8 protein-coding genes are annotated in these 16,383 nt (G+C 66.9%); 6 read left to right on the forward strand and 2 right to left on the reverse strand.

Annotated features, from left to right (window positions below):
- Positions 1 to 69: 69 nt before the first annotated feature.
- Entirely contained in the window at positions 70 to 2,808 is a 2,739-nt protein-coding gene (locus ABQ039_RS03100) for a PAS domain S-box protein (RefSeq protein ID WP_374057841.1), read from the forward strand.
- A gap of 1,139 nt (positions 2,809 to 3,947) precedes the next feature.
- On the opposite strand, the gene ABQ039_RS03105 is transcribed toward ABQ039_RS03100, so the two are convergent.
- Positions 3,948 to 6,080: a methyl-accepting chemotaxis protein gene (locus ABQ039_RS03105; protein WP_184610465.1), complete on the reverse strand. Its 2,133-nt coding sequence runs from the start codon at positions 6,078 to 6,080 to the stop codon at positions 3,948 to 3,950.
- Between the two features lie 307 nt (positions 6,081 to 6,387).
- Positions 6,388 to 7,818 (reverse strand): glycoside hydrolase family 5 protein, encoded by a 1,431-nt coding sequence (locus ABQ039_RS03110; protein WP_115043074.1) that lies wholly within the window; start codon positions 7,816 to 7,818, stop codon positions 6,388 to 6,390.
- A 211-nt stretch (positions 7,819 to 8,029) separates the two neighbouring features.
- Between ABQ039_RS03110 and ABQ039_RS03115 the strand changes: the two genes are divergently transcribed.
- From ABQ039_RS03115 to ABQ039_RS03135, 5 genes are all read left to right on the forward strand, one after another.
- Complete coding sequence (locus ABQ039_RS03115; protein WP_184610144.1) at positions 8,030 to 9,517, forward strand: SulP family inorganic anion transporter; 1,488 nt, start codon at positions 8,030 to 8,032, stop codon at positions 9,515 to 9,517.
- Positions 9,518 to 9,745: 228 nt separating this feature from the next.
- Positions 9,746 to 10,726 (forward strand): diguanylate cyclase, encoded by a 981-nt coding sequence (locus ABQ039_RS03120; protein ID WP_039523346.1) that lies wholly within the window; start codon positions 9,746 to 9,748, stop codon positions 10,724 to 10,726.
- Between the two features lie 146 nt (positions 10,727 to 10,872).
- Positions 10,873 to 12,501 (forward strand): M28 family metallopeptidase, encoded by a 1,629-nt coding sequence (locus ABQ039_RS03125; RefSeq protein ID WP_179465001.1) that lies wholly within the window; start codon positions 10,873 to 10,875, stop codon positions 12,499 to 12,501.
- A gap of 1,101 nt (positions 12,502 to 13,602) precedes the next feature.
- The gene (mdoH, locus tag ABQ039_RS03130) at positions 13,603 to 15,540 is read left to right on the forward strand and encodes a glucans biosynthesis glucosyltransferase MdoH (RefSeq protein ID WP_039811277.1); all 1,938 of its coding nucleotides are present in this window, start codon (positions 13,603 to 13,605) and stop codon (positions 15,538 to 15,540) included.
- Positions 15,541 to 15,713: 173 nt separating this feature from the next.
- A complete protein-coding gene (locus ABQ039_RS03135; RefSeq protein ID WP_167708383.1) occupies positions 15,714 to 16,382 on the forward strand; it encodes an alpha/beta hydrolase in 669 nt (222 codons plus the stop codon).
- The last annotated feature ends 1 nt before the right edge of the window (position 16,383 follow it).

The raw sequence follows: 16,383 nt of genomic DNA on the forward strand, positions 1-16,383 counted from the left end.
TAGTGGCTGCCCGGCGGTGTCGCAAATGCTGTCCGGCAGGGGGGCAGGTGCGGCCACCGGCGGGGCGGCGTGCGACGGGACGCCCGGGCCGGCGCGGGTGGGGGTGCGGCAACCACCGGCCCGCCAGCAGGCCCGGCGCACGCGCTCAAGTTGATCATCGCCTCGCCGTTACCTGGGGCGACCTACCTTGCCCAGACGTTGCCCGCCGATCACGCCATGACCGTCCTGTTGCCGCCCGTACCCATTCCCGCCGACGACGCCCTGCGCGTGGAGGCGGTGCGTCGGTTGGGGGTGCTGGATACCGAGCCGGAGGCCGAATTCGACGATATCGCCTGGCTGGCGGCCCACATCACCGGCGCCCCGATGGCGCTGGTGTCGCTGCTGGACGCCGACCGCCAGTGGTTCAAGGCGCGTTGTGGCACCGATCTGGAAGGTACCCCGCGCGCGATGTCGTTCTGTTCCTACACGGTGATGGGGACCGAGCTGCTGGAAGTGCCCGATGCGGCGGCCGATCCGCGCTTCGCGCGCAACCCGCTGGTCACTGCCGCGCCAGGGGTGCGCTCGTATGCGGGCGTGCCGCTGGTCGGCCGTGAGGGCTATGCCTACGGCACCTTGTGCACGCTCAGCACCCAATCGCGGCTGCTCGACGAAAACCAGAAGCAAGGCCTGATCCGCCTGGCGCGGCAGGCCGTCGGTCAACTGGAGGCGCGTCGCGACCGGTTGGCTGCGCAGGCGCAGCGGCAGACCCTGAGCCGTTTGCTGGAAGCCATGCCCGACGGCGTGGTGTCCTGCGACAGCGACGGGCTGCTGCATGAGTTCAACCACGCCGCACGGCAATGGCACGGCACCGATCCGCGCCTGTTGCCGCCGACGCAATGGGCCCAGCACTTCGATCTCTATAACGCCGACGGCAGTGCGCTGCTGCCCACCGACGCCATCCCGCTGGTGCGCGCCTGGGCCGGCGAGCACGTGCGCAATGCCGAGATGGTGATCCGCGCCACCGGCCAGCCGGCACGCAGCGTGCTGTGCAATGCCGACCCGGTGGTCAGCGACCAGGGCGCGGCATTGGGTGCGGTCTGCGTGATGCACGACATCACCCAGTTGCGCGATGCCTCGGCTGCGCTGGCGGGCGAGCGCGCACGCCTGCAGTCGCTGGTGGACGCCTCGCAGGATGTGGCGATCATCGCGTTCGATCCGAACGGGCGCATCGAATTGTTCAACCCCGGCGCCGAGCGCCTGTTGGGCTACGCGGCCGACGAGGTGTTGGGCCGCTGCCCGGCGCAGTTCCACCTGCCGGCCGAGCTGGAGCGGCACATGGCCACGCTGGCGTTGTCGCCGCCGTCGTACATCAAGCTGGCCGCCGCCGCTGCAGGCGACTTGCTCGAAGAAGAAATCTGGACCCTGGTGCGCAAGGACGGCGGACTGCGGCGCGTCCGGCTGTGCTTCAACATCATCCACGACGCGCAGCAGGGACTGTCCGGCTATCTGGCAATGGCCATCGACGTCACCGCCGAGCTGCAGGCGCAGGCCGCCGCGCAGCTGGCGGCCGAGCACTTCCGCGGTGCGTTCGAAACCGCCCCGCAGGGCATGGCGATCGTCTCGCTGGATGGCGACTGGCGCGACGTCAACCCGTCGCTGTGCAGCATCCTGGGATATCCGCGCGAGCAGCTGTTGCGCACCACCTTCCAGACCATCACTCACCCCGACGATCTGGACATGGACCTGCGCCTGGTGCAGGAACTGATCGACGGCAAGCGCGACAATTACAGCCTGGCCAAGCGCTACATCAGCCAGCAGGGCGCGGTGATCTGGGCGCAGCTGTCGGTGTCGCTGGTGCGCGACAGCAGCGGCGCGCCGGTGCATTTCGTCTCGCAGATCCAGGACGTCACCGAACGCCATGTCGCCGCCGAGCGTCTGGCCGAAAGCGAAGCGCGGCTGCGTGCGATCAGCGATGCCACCCCCACCCTGGTGGGACATTACGATGCCGCGCAGCGCTGCCTGTTCGCCAACCAGGCGCATCGCGACTGGCTCGGCGTGGAGCCGGCCAGTCTGGTCGGCTGCGCGATCACCCAGGTACTGGGCGAGGAGCTCGGTGCGGAGGCGCGCGCTGCGCTGGCGCAGGTGAGCGCCGGGCAACGGGCCCACTTCGAACACGTTCTGCGTGGTGGCGCGACACCGCGCGATGTGGAAATCACCCTGGTGCCGGAAATGCAGGGCGCAGCGGCGCAGGCGCAGGGATTCTTCCTGATGGCGCAGGATGTCACCGCGCACAAGACCCTGCATCGGCTGATGCACGAGCGTGCGACCCGCGACGCCCTGACCGGCCTGCCCAATCGCCACGCCTGGTCCGAGGCGCTGCAGGTTGCGGTGACCCAGGCGCAACAGCGGCAGTGCGCGGTCGCGGTGATGTTCCTGGATCTGGACGGCTTCAAACGCATCAACGATGTCCACGGCCACCGCGCCGGCGACGCAGTGCTGGTCGCCTTCGGCCGCTGCCTGCAGCAGGCGGCCGAAGGCCGCTATCTGGTAGCACGCCTGGCCGGCGATGAATTCGTGGTGCTGCTGGACAACCTGCAGGATCCGCAGACCGAATGCGCCGCCGTGGCAGACCGGATCCGCGCCGCATCGGCGGCGGGTGCCATGTTCGGTGAGCAACATCTGCCGATACGGTCCAGCATCGGCGTCGCCTGGCAACACGGCCAGCAGGCCGACGCTGCCAGCCTGATGCACGCGGCAGACGAAGCGATGTACGCCGTCAAACGCACCCGCCACGGCAACGACAGCGCCTGCCGCGACGCCGCGCGCTGACGCAGCGCATGCAGCAACATGCCTTTCTCCCGCCGGGAAAAGGCGCCCGCAGGCGGAACAAGGCTACGACTTGCCCATAAAACCGCATCAACCAGACCACTCCCTTCTCCCTCCGGGAGAAGGTGCCCGCAGGGCGGATGAGGGTACGGCCTATCCAACACCCACTGAGCGTTTGAATTAGGCATCATGCCTCAACGCCGCCACGAGTCTAAGTCTTGGTTGCTCTAGGCAGTGCGCTTCGATCGACGTGGGTAATACGGATAGCTCAGTTGTAAGCGACGGATCTGCAGCGTGGCTGCAAGGCCCTTGCCCGCCCACCATCGCAGGACACGCCGCAAGTACGTCCGTGTAGGCTCTTACGCGGCATCCATGCCGCGTAAGGTCCCGCGACGGTGGGCGGACAAGGACCAGTTGAGATGGTCGGTGCGCATGACGCAAGCGATGTGCTGTAAGCGCTGTTCGGATAATTGCGCGTCGGGTCATCTTCCCAGCGCAAGTCGGCGAGCTTTTCAAGAAAGCAGCCGACCAGCTCTCTCGCGCGGTGTCCTTGCCGATTGCGGGACCCTTGGCGGCATGGATGCCGCCAAGGAGCCTCCATGGACGGATTCACGGCGTGTCCCGCGAGCGGTGAGGGCGCCGCGCGCTCAACTCACCGAACGTTTGACCTAGCACCTAATCAAGTCTCAACGCCGCCGCGAGTCGAAGTCTTGGTTGCTCTAGAGCATTGCACTTCGACCGACTTGCAATGCGGATAGCTCAGTTGCAGCGCGGAGGATCTGTGACGTCGCTGCAGGGCCCTTGCCCGCCTACCATCGCAGGACACGCCGCAAGTACGTCCTTGTAGGCTCTTACGCGGCATCCATGCCGCGTAAGCTCCCGCGACGGTAGGCGCGCAAGGACCCATCGAGATGGTCGGTGTGCATGGTTGCGAGCCGTGTGCCTTGCACGGTTGTCCGATGAACTGCGGTCTGGTCAGCTTCTTTGGATTCGATGACGTGCTTGTTCTGATGCAGATGCGGCTTTCGGGGCATCCTTCCCCGGACCGCCGCTTCGCGCCCCCAGCCCGCGTTTGCGTCACGCGCGTCAGTGGCGCGTAAGCGGTGTCTTCTCGCTCCGCAGATAGAGGGGCTTTGCATCCATCAAGCCGCCTGCACCACCGAGCGCCGTTGCGTCAGCGCAGCCTGCTCCGGCACCAACCGGAACACTGCCACTGCGCGGGTCAAATCCGCCGCCTGGTCTTCCATGCTGCGTGCCGCAGCGGTGGCTTCTTCCACCAGCGCCGCGTTCTGCTGGGTCATTTCATCCAGCTGCATCACCGTGGTGCTGACCTGCTCGATGCCTGCGCTTTGCTCGGTGCTGGCGGCGGTGATCTCGGCCATGATGTCGGTCACCCGCTGCACCGAGCTGACCACCTCGGTCATCGTGCTGCCGGCCTGTTGCACCAGGTCCGAGCCCTGCGCCACCTTTTCCACCGAATCGGAGATCAGCTGCTTGATCTCCTTGGCCGCGCCGGCCGAACGCTGCGCCAGCGCGCGCACTTCGGTGGCCACCACCGCAAATCCGCGACCCTGCTCGCCAGCGCGTGCCGCTTCCACCGCCGCGTTCAAGGCCAGGATGTTGGTCTGGAACGCGATGCCGTCAATCACTCCGATGATGTCGGAAATCCGCGCAGACGATTGCGTGATCGCCTGCATGGTGCTGACCACTTCCTGCACCACGCGGCCGCCACTTTCTGCCACTTCGCCGGTGCCCTTGACCAGCTGATTGGCCTGGCGCGCGTTGTCGGCGTTCTGGCGCACGGTGGAGGTGAGTTCTTCCATCGACGCGGCGGTTTCTTCCAGGTTCGCCGCCTGGTGCTCGGTGCGTGTGGACAGGTCGGCATTGCCGCTGGCGATCTCGCCGGCGGCGGTGTTGATCATCTCGGCCGAGTGCTGGATGCCCTGCACGATGGTGGTCAGCTGGATCGCCGTACGGTTGGCCGCATTGGCCAGGCGGCCGAATGCGCCCTCGTAATGCGATTCCACCCGCTGCGACAGATCGCCATCGGCAATCGCGGCCATGATGCGGCCGACGTCGTCCAGGCCTGCATCGGCCTGCTGCATCAGGCGGTTCAATGCCTGCACCATTTCAGCGAATGCGAACTGGTAGCGCGCCTGCTCGCCGCGTGCGGAGAAGTCGCCGCGTGCGGCCGCGTCGGCCAGGCGCGCGATATCGCTGTTGATCGCCGACAGATTGCTCTTCACCGTGTCCAGCGCTTCGTGCAGCGCCGCACGCTGGCCGGGCAGGCGACGCATGTCGCGGCGCAGATCGCCGCGGCCGTACTCGCCCATCAGGTCCATCGCCTCGTTGATGGCATCCAGATGCTCGAACACCACCGTGTTCACGCCATGCGCCAGGGTGCCGTAATCGCCGGGAAAATCCTCCGGAATACGGTGCGCGATGTTCTCGCCCTGCTGCAGGCGGATCATGGTCTGCATCTCGCCGTTGAAGCGCTGCAACTGGGTCTGCATCTGCTGCATGCTGTGCATCAGCTGGCCGGTTTCGTCGCGCGATTCAACCCGGATATCGTTGTCGAAGCGGCCCGAGGCGATCGCCTCTGCGGTGCGCGATGCTGCCCGCAGCGGTGCGGCCATCGCCGAGGCGATCAACCAGCACAGGCCGATCACCATCGCCACCAAGGCGCCGCCGATCAGGGTCAGGGTGCGGGTGAAGCCCCAGGCCTGCACCTGGATGTCCTCGGCGTACACGCCCATCACCAATACCCAGTCCCAGGCCGGGAAGGTCTTGGCGTAGCTGATCTTGGGCAGCTGTTCCTGCTTGCCCGGTTTGGGCGCGTCGTAGTAACTGAAGCCGTCGCCGCGCTCGATCGCCGTCTTGATGTCGCGATAGACGTATTGCCCGGCATCGCTCTTGTAGTCGCTCATGTCGGTGCCAACGGCGCGCTTGGGATGCATCAGGATGCGCATCTGCGGGTCGACGATGAAGAAGTAATCCACCCCGTCGTTGGTGCGCATGTCCGCCAGCGTGGTGCGCGCAGCTTCCTTGGCCTGTTCGACCGTCAGCTCGCCGGCCTTGGCCTTGTCTGCGTAGTGCTGCATCACGGTCAGGCCCATCTCCACCTCGGTCTTGACGCTGAGCTTGCGCGCCTCGATCAGGTCCAGGTATTGCAGGCGGGCCGCGGCCACTGCCAGCAGGATCACGCCCACCGTCAACAAGCTGCACAACAGCACGAACTTGCGGGTAAGCGGGAGATTGGCAACGTGACGACGCAACAGGGAGACAACAGGCATGGCAACGGCATCCAGAACGCGCGTAGGGCGCTATGTCATGAATAGCGGCTGATTCACATGCGGGTTGAATGCTAATTGCGGCAGCGTCCGCTTGCGGCAGCTGCAATGTAGGAGCGCCCCCGGGCGCGATGGGGCGTTACCGATAACGCCCCATCGCGCCCGGGGGCGCTCCTACAAGGTCATGGGCATCGATCCAGCGATCGATGGGTGACGCGACATTGGTGACTTGCAGACTGTCGGCAGCTTGCAAGGTAATGGCGGACACGCACTGCGTGCCCGCCGTATTGCATCAGCCTGCCGCGCAGAAGCCGAATTCGGCCGTCGCACCGGCGGCCAGGGTGCGGTTGAAATCCACCCCGCTGGCCTTGAGCGTGCTGCCGCTCTGCGACCAGGTGACGTTCCAGGCGTTGTTGACGGTGCCGGTGACCGGTAGCGAGATCGCCCAGGTGCCGCTGGCGGTGCCGGTGTTGGTGACCTGCACGCGATTGCAGTAGCCACCGTTCCACTGGCTGTCCACGCTCACCTTGGTGCTGAAGCTGCCGCTGGGTGTCGGCGTCGGCGTCGGAGTGGGAGTGGGAGTAGGTGTGGGCGTCGGCGTGGTGCTGCTCACCGTGCCCCACAGCGTCCGTAGCAGCGCCATCTTGTCTTCGCGCACGCTGGTCCAGTCGTCGCGCAGGATGCCGCCGGTGTCGCCGCTGTTGGGATTCCACGACCAGTAGAAGCCCTCGTTGATGCCCTTGCTGCGCAGGTACTTCACCAGCGCGTCCTGCCAGACCTTGTCGCGTGCGTCGCCTTCGCCGTACTTGCCGCCGAATTCGCCCAGCAGCAGCGCATATGTGCCGGCGAACTGGCCGAAGTGACGGTCCCAGATCGCCGGCATGTTGTTGGGGAAGTTGCTGTCGTTGAAGTACGCCTGCGCGTACACGTCCGGCCCGTACACATGCGGTGCCAGCAGCAGCCGGTTGGCCGGAATGTTCAGTGGCGTGCAGGCCAGCGGCTGCAGGTTGCCGCCCCAGAAGATGCCGCCATTGGTCGAGCAGACCGGATTGTCGGTGATGCCTTCCACCGCGATGATCCACTTCGGCGCCACCGCCAGCACCGCGGCCGAGCCGCGCTCGGCGGCCTTGTTCCAGTCGGTGGCCGCGTTGCCGGTGCCCCAGGTGGCGGCACCGTGCGGCTCGTTCTTCAGGTCCAGGCCGATCACGCTGGGCACGTTCTTGTAGCGGTTGGCGACAAAGCGCAGATCGTCCAGCCACTGCGCTTCGGAATACGAGCCGGTGTACCAGAGCTCGGAGATGGCGGCGCAATCGGGGGTGTGGTGATCCAGCAGCACATACATGCCGCGCGCGTTGAATTCGTTGATCACCTTGTCCAGGATCTGCAGCGAGCTCAGACCCTGCAGATCGGCATTGAGGCTGTAATCGATGCTGGTCGGCATCGTGCTGCTGCGCAGGGTGGCCGGGCAGAACGGCAGACGAACGGCGTTGAAGCCCAGGCCCTGCATCTGGTTGATCATGTCCTTCCAGTTGCGTGCCCACAGACCGTGCATGACATGGTTGCCGGTCTCGAAGCCGAACACGTTGACGCCCTTGAGCTGGACCACCTTGCCGCTGTCGTCGACAATCTTGTTGTTGCTGATGGAGTAGCTGAAGGCCGGTGCGGCGGCGAGCGCCAGCGCGGTGGCCAGTGCGAGCGTACTGGCAGTCCTGAAAATGGACATGGTGGTCTCCCTAGCGAACCCGGCTCGACACCCGAACCCGGTGAGGGGGGCATCTTGGTCCGCGGCCGCATCGTTTGGCGTGATCCGGACCACAGAAAGGCGCATTGCCGCACCGGTCACACGCAGGCTGCGGGCCGGGTCGCTTTCGCGCACACTATCGCCGCTGTCGCCTGTCCGCAGGCTGTCCTTTCTGTCCCCGGAGTGTCTTCCAATGTCCTTTCTGCGTGCCGAACTGGCGCAATGGCGCGCCTCGCCTGCGCGCGAACTGATGGCCGGTGCGGTCGCTACCTTTGCGCTGATTCCCGAAGTGATCGCTTTTGCGTTCGTGGCTGGCGTCGACCCGCAAGTGGGGTTGTTCGCGTCGTTCGTGATCGGCATTGTCATCGCGTTCTTCGGCGGCCGCCCGGCGATGATTTCCGCTGCGGCCGGGTCGGTGGCCCTGGTGGCCGCACCGCTGGTGGCCGCGCACGGCTTGCCCTATCTGCTGGCGGCCGGGCTGCTGGCCGGTGCGGTGCAGATCCTGTTCGGTCTGTTGCGGCTGGGCGTGCTGATGCGCTTTGTCAGCAGCTCGGTGCGCACCGGCTTCGTCAACGCGCTGGCGGTGCTGATCTTCGCCGCGCAGCTGCCGCATCTGCAGCACGCCAACCTGGCCACCTGGGGCATGTTGGCGTTGGGCCTGCTCATCATCTACGGCCTGCCGCGGCTGCCGTTGCCGGGCGTGTCGGCAATCCCTTCGCCGCTGCTGTGCATCCTGGTGCTGACGGGGCTGGGCTCAGCGTTGCACCTGCCGCTGGAGACGGTGGCCGATCTGGGCAAGCTGCCCAACGCGCTGCCGGTCCTGCAATGGCCGGCGGTGCCGCTGACGCTGGAGACCTTGCGCATCATCGCCCTGCCGGCGCTGGCCATCGCGATGGTGGGGCTGCTCGAATCGCTGATGACTGCACGCGTGGTCGACGAACTCACCGACACCCCGAGCAACAAGAACCGCGAGTGCACCGGGCTGGGTCTGGCCAACACCGCTGCCAGCCTGTTCGGCGGCATCGCCGGCTGCGGCATGATCGGGCAGACCGTGGGCAACGTGAAATACGGCGGGCGCGGCCGTCTCTCCACCCTGTTCGCCGGGGTGTTCCTGCTGATCCTGATGGTGCTGCTCAAGCCGTGGGTCTCGCAGGTACCGGTGATCGCGCTGGTGGCGATCATGGTGATGGTCTCGGCCGAGACTTTCGACTGGCGTTCGCTGCGCACCGTGGTCACCCATCCGCGCACCTCCAGCGTGGTGATGCTGGCCACCGTGGCGGTGACCCTGGTCACCCGCAACCTGGCCGCCGGGGTGGCGGTGGGCGTGGTGTTGAGCGGGGTGTTCTTCACCTTCAAGGTGGCCGGGCTGCTGCAGATCACGCACAGCGACGGCGACGACGGCGTGCGTACCTACCACGTGCGCGGGCAGGTGTTCTTCGCCTCGGCCGACGTGTTCATCGACGCCTTCGACGCGCGCCAGGTGCCTGGCCGCGCAGTGGTGATCGACGTCGGCCGCGCGCATTTCTGGGACATCACCGCGGTGGCGGCGCTGGACAAGGTGGTGCAGCGGCTGCGTCATCATGGGCTGGACGTCCAGGTCAAAGGGCTGAATGCCGGTAGCCGGCGTCTGATGCAGGCGCACGCGCTGGGCGACGATGCGCTGGAGTCCGCACTGCCGTAAGCGCGCTGGTGCGCCGGCCGGTTGTGCGCCTGCACATCCGTGTACGCCGGCTGGCCGTGCGCTGCGCCGGCCGGCGGGCGGACTCAAGTTCGCGCGTTCAGCGCCGATGAACCGGCATCGAGACTGCCGGTAACCCGTCGTGATGCCAGTGCGTTCCAGCCCGAGAGGTGTGCCCGCGTGCCGTGACCGGCGCTGCGGGCCTGCGTCTGCCCGCGGGATGGTGCGGCAATGACCACGGCACCGTTGCTGGAACGCATGGTGGACCTGACCGCCATCCGCGATGCCGATCTGCTCGACCTGAGTCTGCTGCGCACCATGCGCGAGGTCTGCGCGTCCGAGGAATTGTCGTTGCTGCGCATCGCGCCGGATGGCCGCACCATGGCCGAAACGCGGCTGCGCGAGGATGGCCGGCTGTCGCTGACGGTGGCCGACATCCACGACGCGCAGATGCGCGCGCAACTGGCCGACCTGCACGGGCCGGGCGATGTGGTGCAGTTGCAGCAGGACGGCCGCGCGCTGCTGGTGTACCCGATGATGGAGGCACGCGGCATCCGCACCTGCCTGCGCGTGGGCGGCTCGCGCGCACCCGGCGCCGCCGAACAGGTGATGCTGCAGGGCTTTGCGCGCTTTTTCCAGAATTACCGCAGCCTGCTCGACGATGCCCAGCGCGATGCGTTGACCGGCCTGCGCAACCGCAAGACCTTCGACGATGTGATCCTGCGCCTGTTCGCCGGTGGTGCGGACGCGGCGGCCAGCGAAGGCGTGTGGCTGGGGATCGTGGACATCGATCACTTCAAGCGCGTCAACGACAGCTTCGGCCACCTGTACGGCGACGAGGTGCTGTTGCTGGTGGCGCAGTTGATGCAGCGCTGCTTCCGCCAGGACGATCTGCTGTTCCGCTTCGGCGGCGAGGAGTTCGTGATCGTGTTGCGCGGCGTGGACCGCGACATCGCGGTGAGCCTGTTCGAGCGTTTCCGTATGGCGGTGGCCGAGCAGGTGTTTCCGCAGGTCGGCAAGGTCACGCTCAGTACCGGCATCGTCGAGCTCACCGACGGCCAGTTGATCAGCCAGTTGCTCGACGAGGCCGACAAGGCGCTGTACTGGGCAAAGCAGCACGGCCGCAATCGCACCGAGGTGTACGCCGAACTGGTGGCCAGCGGAAAGATGCAGCAGGTCGCCCAGCAGGTCGGCAGCGTCGATCTGTTCTGAGCGGCAGTGGCGCTGGCGCGACGGCGGGCATCGCCTGTCGTCGTGCATAGCCGATCGAACGTCGCAGTGGCTACACTCCAGGGCTGTTCGGACACTACCTGGGTGCTGCAGTGAAGCGAGTTGTTACCAAACGCGTTGCAATGGGAATGCTGGCGATGGCGGTCTCGACCGCGCTGATGGCGGCGACGCCGAGCTTCGATGGCGCGCGCATCTCGCGCGACGTCAAGGAGCTGTCCTCCGATGCCTATGAAGGCCGTGGCCCGGCCACCGCCGGCGAGGAAAAGACCATTGCCTACCTGAGCAAGCAGTTCGCAGACGCCGGCCTGCAGCCGGGCGGTGATCTGACCGACGGCAAGCGCGCCTGGACCCAGGCGGTGCCGCTGCGCCGCGCCGATATCGTCGGCACGCCGACCATCGCCCTGCAGCATGCCGGCAAGCCGCAGGCGCTGACCCAGGGCAAGCAGATCGCCATCCGCGCCGCGCTGGATGGCTCGTCCAAGGTCGACATCGCCAACGCACCGCTGGTGTTCGTCGGCTACGGCGTCAAGGCACCGGAGCGCGACTGGGACGACTTCAAGGGTGTGGACCTGAAGGGCAAGATCGCGGTGGTGCTGATCAACGACCCGGATTTCGAAACCGGCAAGGGCGCCTTCGACGGTGCCGGCATGACCTACTACGGCCGCTGGACCTACAAGTACGAAGAAGGCGCCCGCCAGGGCGCGCTCGGCGTGCTGGTGGTGCACGAAACCGCGCCCGCCTCCTATGGCTGGGACACCGTGGCCAGCTCCAACACCAACACCATGTTCGACGTGGTGCGCGACAACCCGCGCGCCGCGCATCCCACCCTGGAAGGCTGGATCCAGCGCGATCTGGCCGCCGACCTGTTCAAGCAGGCCGGGCTGGATTTCGACACCTTGAAGAAGCAGGCACAGACGCGCGGCTTCAAGCCGGTGGAACTCAAGGGCCAGGGGCTGAGCGCCAGCTACCAGGTCAAATCCGACGTGATCACCTCGCACAACGTGGTCGCACGGCTGCCAGGCAGCACGCATCCGGATGAAACGCTGATCTACAGCGCGCATTGGGACCACATCGGCGTCGGCAAGCCGGACGCACGCGGTGACACCATCTTCAACGGCGCGCTGGACAACGCCAGCGGCACCGCCGCACTGCTGGAGCTGGCGCGCGGCTTTGCCGCCGGCCCCAAGCCGCAGCGCTCGGTGGTGTTCCTGGCGGTCACCGCCGAAGAAAAGGGCCTGCTGGGCTCGGAGTTCTACGCCTCCAAGCCGCTGTATCCGCTGGACACCACCGTGGCGGTGATCAACATGGACGGCATGAGCCCGTTCGTACCATCGCGCGATTTTGGCATCTACGGCACCGCAAAACTCGAATTGCTCGATCAGCTCAAGACCGTCGCCGGCCAGTGGAAGCTGCGCTACACGCCCGATCCCAAGCCGCAGGCGGGGTACTTCTTCCGCTCGGACCATTTCTCCTTCGCCAAGCGTGGCGTGCCGGCGCTGTCCTACGCGGCCGGGCAGGATTGGGAAGTGGGCGGCGTGGCCGCGGGCAAGGCGGCCTCCGACGACTACACCGCCAAGCGCTATCACCAGCAGGGTGATGAGTGGAAGCCGGACTGGACCTTCGCCGGCGCCGCGCGCGATCTGGGCGTGCTGTATGCGCTGGGCCAGCAACTGGCCGATTCGCGCCAGTGGCCGAACTGGAGCAACGATTCGGAGTTCCGCGCCACCCGCGACGCCAGCGAGGCTGCGCGTAAGTAACACCGGCCGATACAGCGGCAGCGCTTCCGTCAGGCGGCGCTGCTGTTGTTCGATGCGGCATGTGCGCATGCCGCGTCCTGCCTACAGCCATGTGCCCGGTGCTTGCAGGTCTGGTCGACTAGTTCAAGGCCGAGGCCGCGGGCGTCTGCGCGCGCTCGGGTGCCACGCATGCGTCGCTCGCAGAGCGGCTGATAGCAGGGTTGATCCCTTGGGCCAGTGCTCACTCACGGGCGAGAGACGAAGGCGCAGAGCAGTTGATCTGCGCCTTGGCTGCAAGGCCCTTGCCCGCCCACCATCGCGGAACACTCGCTCGCGAGAGGGGAGGGGAAGTATCCCTCCGCCGCAGGTACGTCCCTGCAGGCTCTTACGCGGCATCCATGCAGCGTAAAAGCCCGCGACGGTGGGCGTGCAAGGACCACCGGAGATGGTCGGTGGGCACGGTGCAAGCAATGCACGATGCATTCAACGACGCGGCTCAACGTCTGATGTCCATCGCTCGACCAACAGCTTTTCACCTGGCCACCGACCAACTCCCCGGTGCGGTGTCCTTGCCGGCGATTACAGGCGCAACGCAGCCTTCGTGCACTGCGCCGACGTGGGCCAGACCCCACATCGCTTGTTCCGATCCACCATGACGCGCGGCAGAATGCCTTAGATCCGCTCAGCCCATCGCCGTGATCGCGCGCGCCGGCAGGCTGGCGCTGCAACCGATTGCAGGTCCTGGCACATCACTTGCACTTGTCTGACATGACAGTGCGGTTTGCCGCCCGTGACAGCACGCGTGCCAGGCTGCAATCTGTTGGGGTAGCGTTCGGTCGCTGCGGCGTAGTCTGCCGCGCGGTCCTCGTCGGGTGGGGCGAAGACTGCAGCGCGGCCTTCGTTTCCTTTAACGGTCGATTCTTTAAGATGAGCCGCGACGTCATCGTCGCAGCCAGGAGAGCTTGTGCATCGGAGTGGTCTTAGAGCTGCTAATTCTGCGACGTGGTCCCGCACTGCCGGGCTCGCCCGGACCGCGGTGCATGCGGCGACGTCGCCACGCGTAGCGGGTAGGGATCTCCCGCGTCAGCCCACACTGCCGCGATCGTGCGGCGGGCAGCCTTGATGGACGGCACTGTGACTCTTTCCCCCGCACCAACCGATCTTCCCCCCGTTTCCGCCCTCGACGCCGGCCAGCCCACGCTGCCACCGGAAGCGCCGCTGGCCATGCCCGAGCAATCCCTGCGCGAAGGCCGTCTGCAGGTGCCGCATCAGCGCACCGCGCCGGTCGGCATCGGCGTGCGGCGCTTCTATCTGATCGGCGGTACCTTCGCCACCACCGCCGTGGCGGTGTGGGTGATGCTCAGCGTGCTGTGGCCCGATGGCCTCAGCGTGCTGGAAGGCTGCCTGCTCGGCCTGTTCGTGCTGCTGTTTGCCTGGATCGCGATGTCCTTCGCCAGCGCGGTGGCCGGTTTCGTCACCGTGGTGGCGCGCGCCGGACGCAAGCTCGGCATCGACCCGGAAGCGCCGCTGCCGACCCTGCACACGCGCACCGCGTTGCTGATGCCCACCTATAACGAAGACCCGCGCCGACTGCTGGCCGGCCTGCAGGCAATCTACGAATCGGTGGCCGAAACCGGCCAGCTGGAGCATTTCGATTTCTTCGTGCTCAGCGATACCACCCGCGAACACATCGGCCGTGCCGAAGAACTGGTGTACAACGAGCTGTGCGACCGCGTCGACGGACACGGGCGCATCTTCTACCGCCGCCGCGCCGACAATGCCGCGCGCAAGGCCGGCAATGTCGCCGACTGGGTGCGCCGTTTCGGCGGCAACTACCCGCAGATGCTGATCCTGGACGCCGACAGCGTGATGACCGGCGACACCATCGTGCGGCTGGTCGCCGGCATGGAGAACAATCCGGACGTGGGCCTGATCCAGACCCTGCCGGCGGTGGTCAACGGGCAGACGCTGTTTGCCCGCATGCAGCAGTTCGGCGGGCGCGTGTACGGGCCGATCATCGCCTTCGGCGTGGCCTGGTGGCATGGCGCCGAGAGCAACTACTGGGGCCACAACGCCATCATCCGCACCCAGGCCTTCGCCGACCACGCCGGCCTGCCGTCGCTGCGCGGGCGCAAGCCGTTCGGCGGGCATGTGCTCAGCCACGACTTCGTCGAGGCGGCGCTGATGCGGCGTGGCGGCTGGGCCATGCACATGGTGCCCTACCTGCAGGGCAGCTATGAGGAAGGCCCGCCCACGCTGACCGACCTGCTGATCCGCGACCGTCGCTGGTGCCAGGGCAACCTGCAGCACGCCAAGGTTGTCGGCGCCAAGGGCCTGCACTGGATCAGCCGCATGCACATGCTGATCGGCATCGGGCATTACTTCACTGCGCCGATGTGGGGCCTGCTGATGCTGATTGGCATCGGCATTCCGCTGGCCGGCGGCGGGATCGATCTGGCCGGCGACCTGCCGTTCTCGCCCGCCCGTTACTGGCATGGCAGCAGCCAGGGCAACGCGATCTGGATCTTCGTCTGCACCATGTTCGTGCTGCTGGCGCCCAAGCTGCTGGGCTACATCGCGCTGCTGCTCAACCCGCGCGAGTTGCGTGCCTGCGGTGGTGCCATCCGCGCGCTGCTGAGCATCCTGCTGGAAACCGTGCTGGCGGCGCTGATGGCGCCGGTGGTGATGTACCTGCAGTCGCGCGGCGTGTTCGAGGTGCTGGCCGGCAAGGATTCGGGTTGGGATGCGCAGGTGCGCGACGACGGCAAGCTGTCGTGGCCGGCACTGTTGCGCAGCTATGGCGGGCTGACCGTGTTCGGCCTGTTCATGGGCGCGGTCGCCTATACGGTGTCGCCATCGCTGGCGGCCTGGATGGCGCCGGTGATCGTGGGCATGGCGGTGTCGATCCCGGTCGTGGCTGTGACCTCGTTGCGCCGCACCGGCCTGGCCCTGCGCCGCGCCGGCATCTTCTGCATTCCCGAAGAGCTCGATCCGCCCAAGGTGCTGGTGCGTGCAGCCGAGCTGCGCCGCGCCGCCGCGCTGGAGCCGTCGCTGATCTGAGCGTGCGAGCGGCGCATGGCGGGATCGGTGCATGTTGCGACCTCCGCGCCTGTCACGCCAGGCAAAGCGCCCACGACGGGCGCCGAGACCGGTCGACGCATCTGGCTCGACCGGCCCGTGATCGGCCCGGCCGATGGCGACATGCATAATGCCCAGCCCGCAAGCGGAGCTGGATGATGCTGGAAGTGATCGAACGCGAGACCGGACCGAACCCGCAATGGACCGTGCTGTGGCTGCACGGCCTGGGCGCCGATGGCAGCGACTTCGCCCCGATGGTGCCGGAACTGGTGCGCCCGGACTGGCCGGCGCTGCGCTTCGTGTTTCCGCATGCGCCGATCCGCCCGATCACCATCAACAACGGCGTGCGCATGCGCGGCTGGTACGACATCGTCGGCATGGATTTCGCCACGCGCGCCGACAAGGCCGGCATCGCCGAATCGGTGGCCCAGGTCGAGGCATTGATCGCCCATGAGCAATCCCGCGGCATCGCCCCCGAGCGCATGTTGCTGGCCGGGTTCTCGCAAGGCGGCGCGGTGACCCTGGCGGTCGGACTGCAGCGCAGCGTACCGCTGGCCGGGTTGATCGCCCTGTCCACCTATCTGCCCGAGCCGGCGGCGGCCGCCAGCCAGCTGCAGCCGGTCGCTGCCCGCCAACCTGTGTTCATGGCCCACGGCACCGCCGATCCGGTGGTGCCGTTCGGTGCCGGCCAGGCCAGCATGCAGACCCTGCGCACGCTCGGTTTCGAACTGGACTGGCACACCTACCCGATGGGCCACCAGGTCTGCCTGGAAGAAATCGAGGCCTTGCGCACCTGGATGCAGGCGCGCTTCACCGCCGCCTGAG

The sequence above is a fragment of the Xanthomonas sp. WHRI 6108 genome (assembly GCF_040202385.2).
In the GTDB taxonomy this organism is placed as follows: Bacteria; Pseudomonadota; Gammaproteobacteria; order Xanthomonadales; family Xanthomonadaceae; genus Xanthomonas; species Xanthomonas arboricola.

Bases quoted from the DNA above. Each gene is read 5' to 3' on its own strand.
- ABQ039_RS03110 (WP_115043074.1), bottom strand. From the start codon at position 7,818: ATGTCCATTTTCAGGACTGCCAGTACGCTCGCACTGGCCACCGCGCTG.
- ABQ039_RS03115 (WP_184610144.1), top strand. From the start codon at position 8,030: ATGTCCTTTCTGCGTGCCGAACTGGCGCAATGGCGCGCCTCGCCTGCG.
- ABQ039_RS03120 (WP_039523346.1), top strand. From the start codon at position 9,746: ATGACCACGGCACCGTTGCTGGAACGCATGGTGGACCTGACCGCCATC.
- mdoH (WP_039811277.1), top strand. From the start codon at position 13,603: ATGGACGGCACTGTGACTCTTTCCCCCGCACCAACCGATCTTCCCCCC.
- ABQ039_RS03135 (WP_167708383.1), top strand. From the start codon at position 15,714: ATGATGCTGGAAGTGATCGAACGCGAGACCGGACCGAACCCGCAATGG.
- ABQ039_RS03125 (WP_179465001.1), top strand. From the start codon at position 10,873: ATGCTGGCGATGGCGGTCTCGACCGCGCTGATGGCGGCGACGCCGAGC.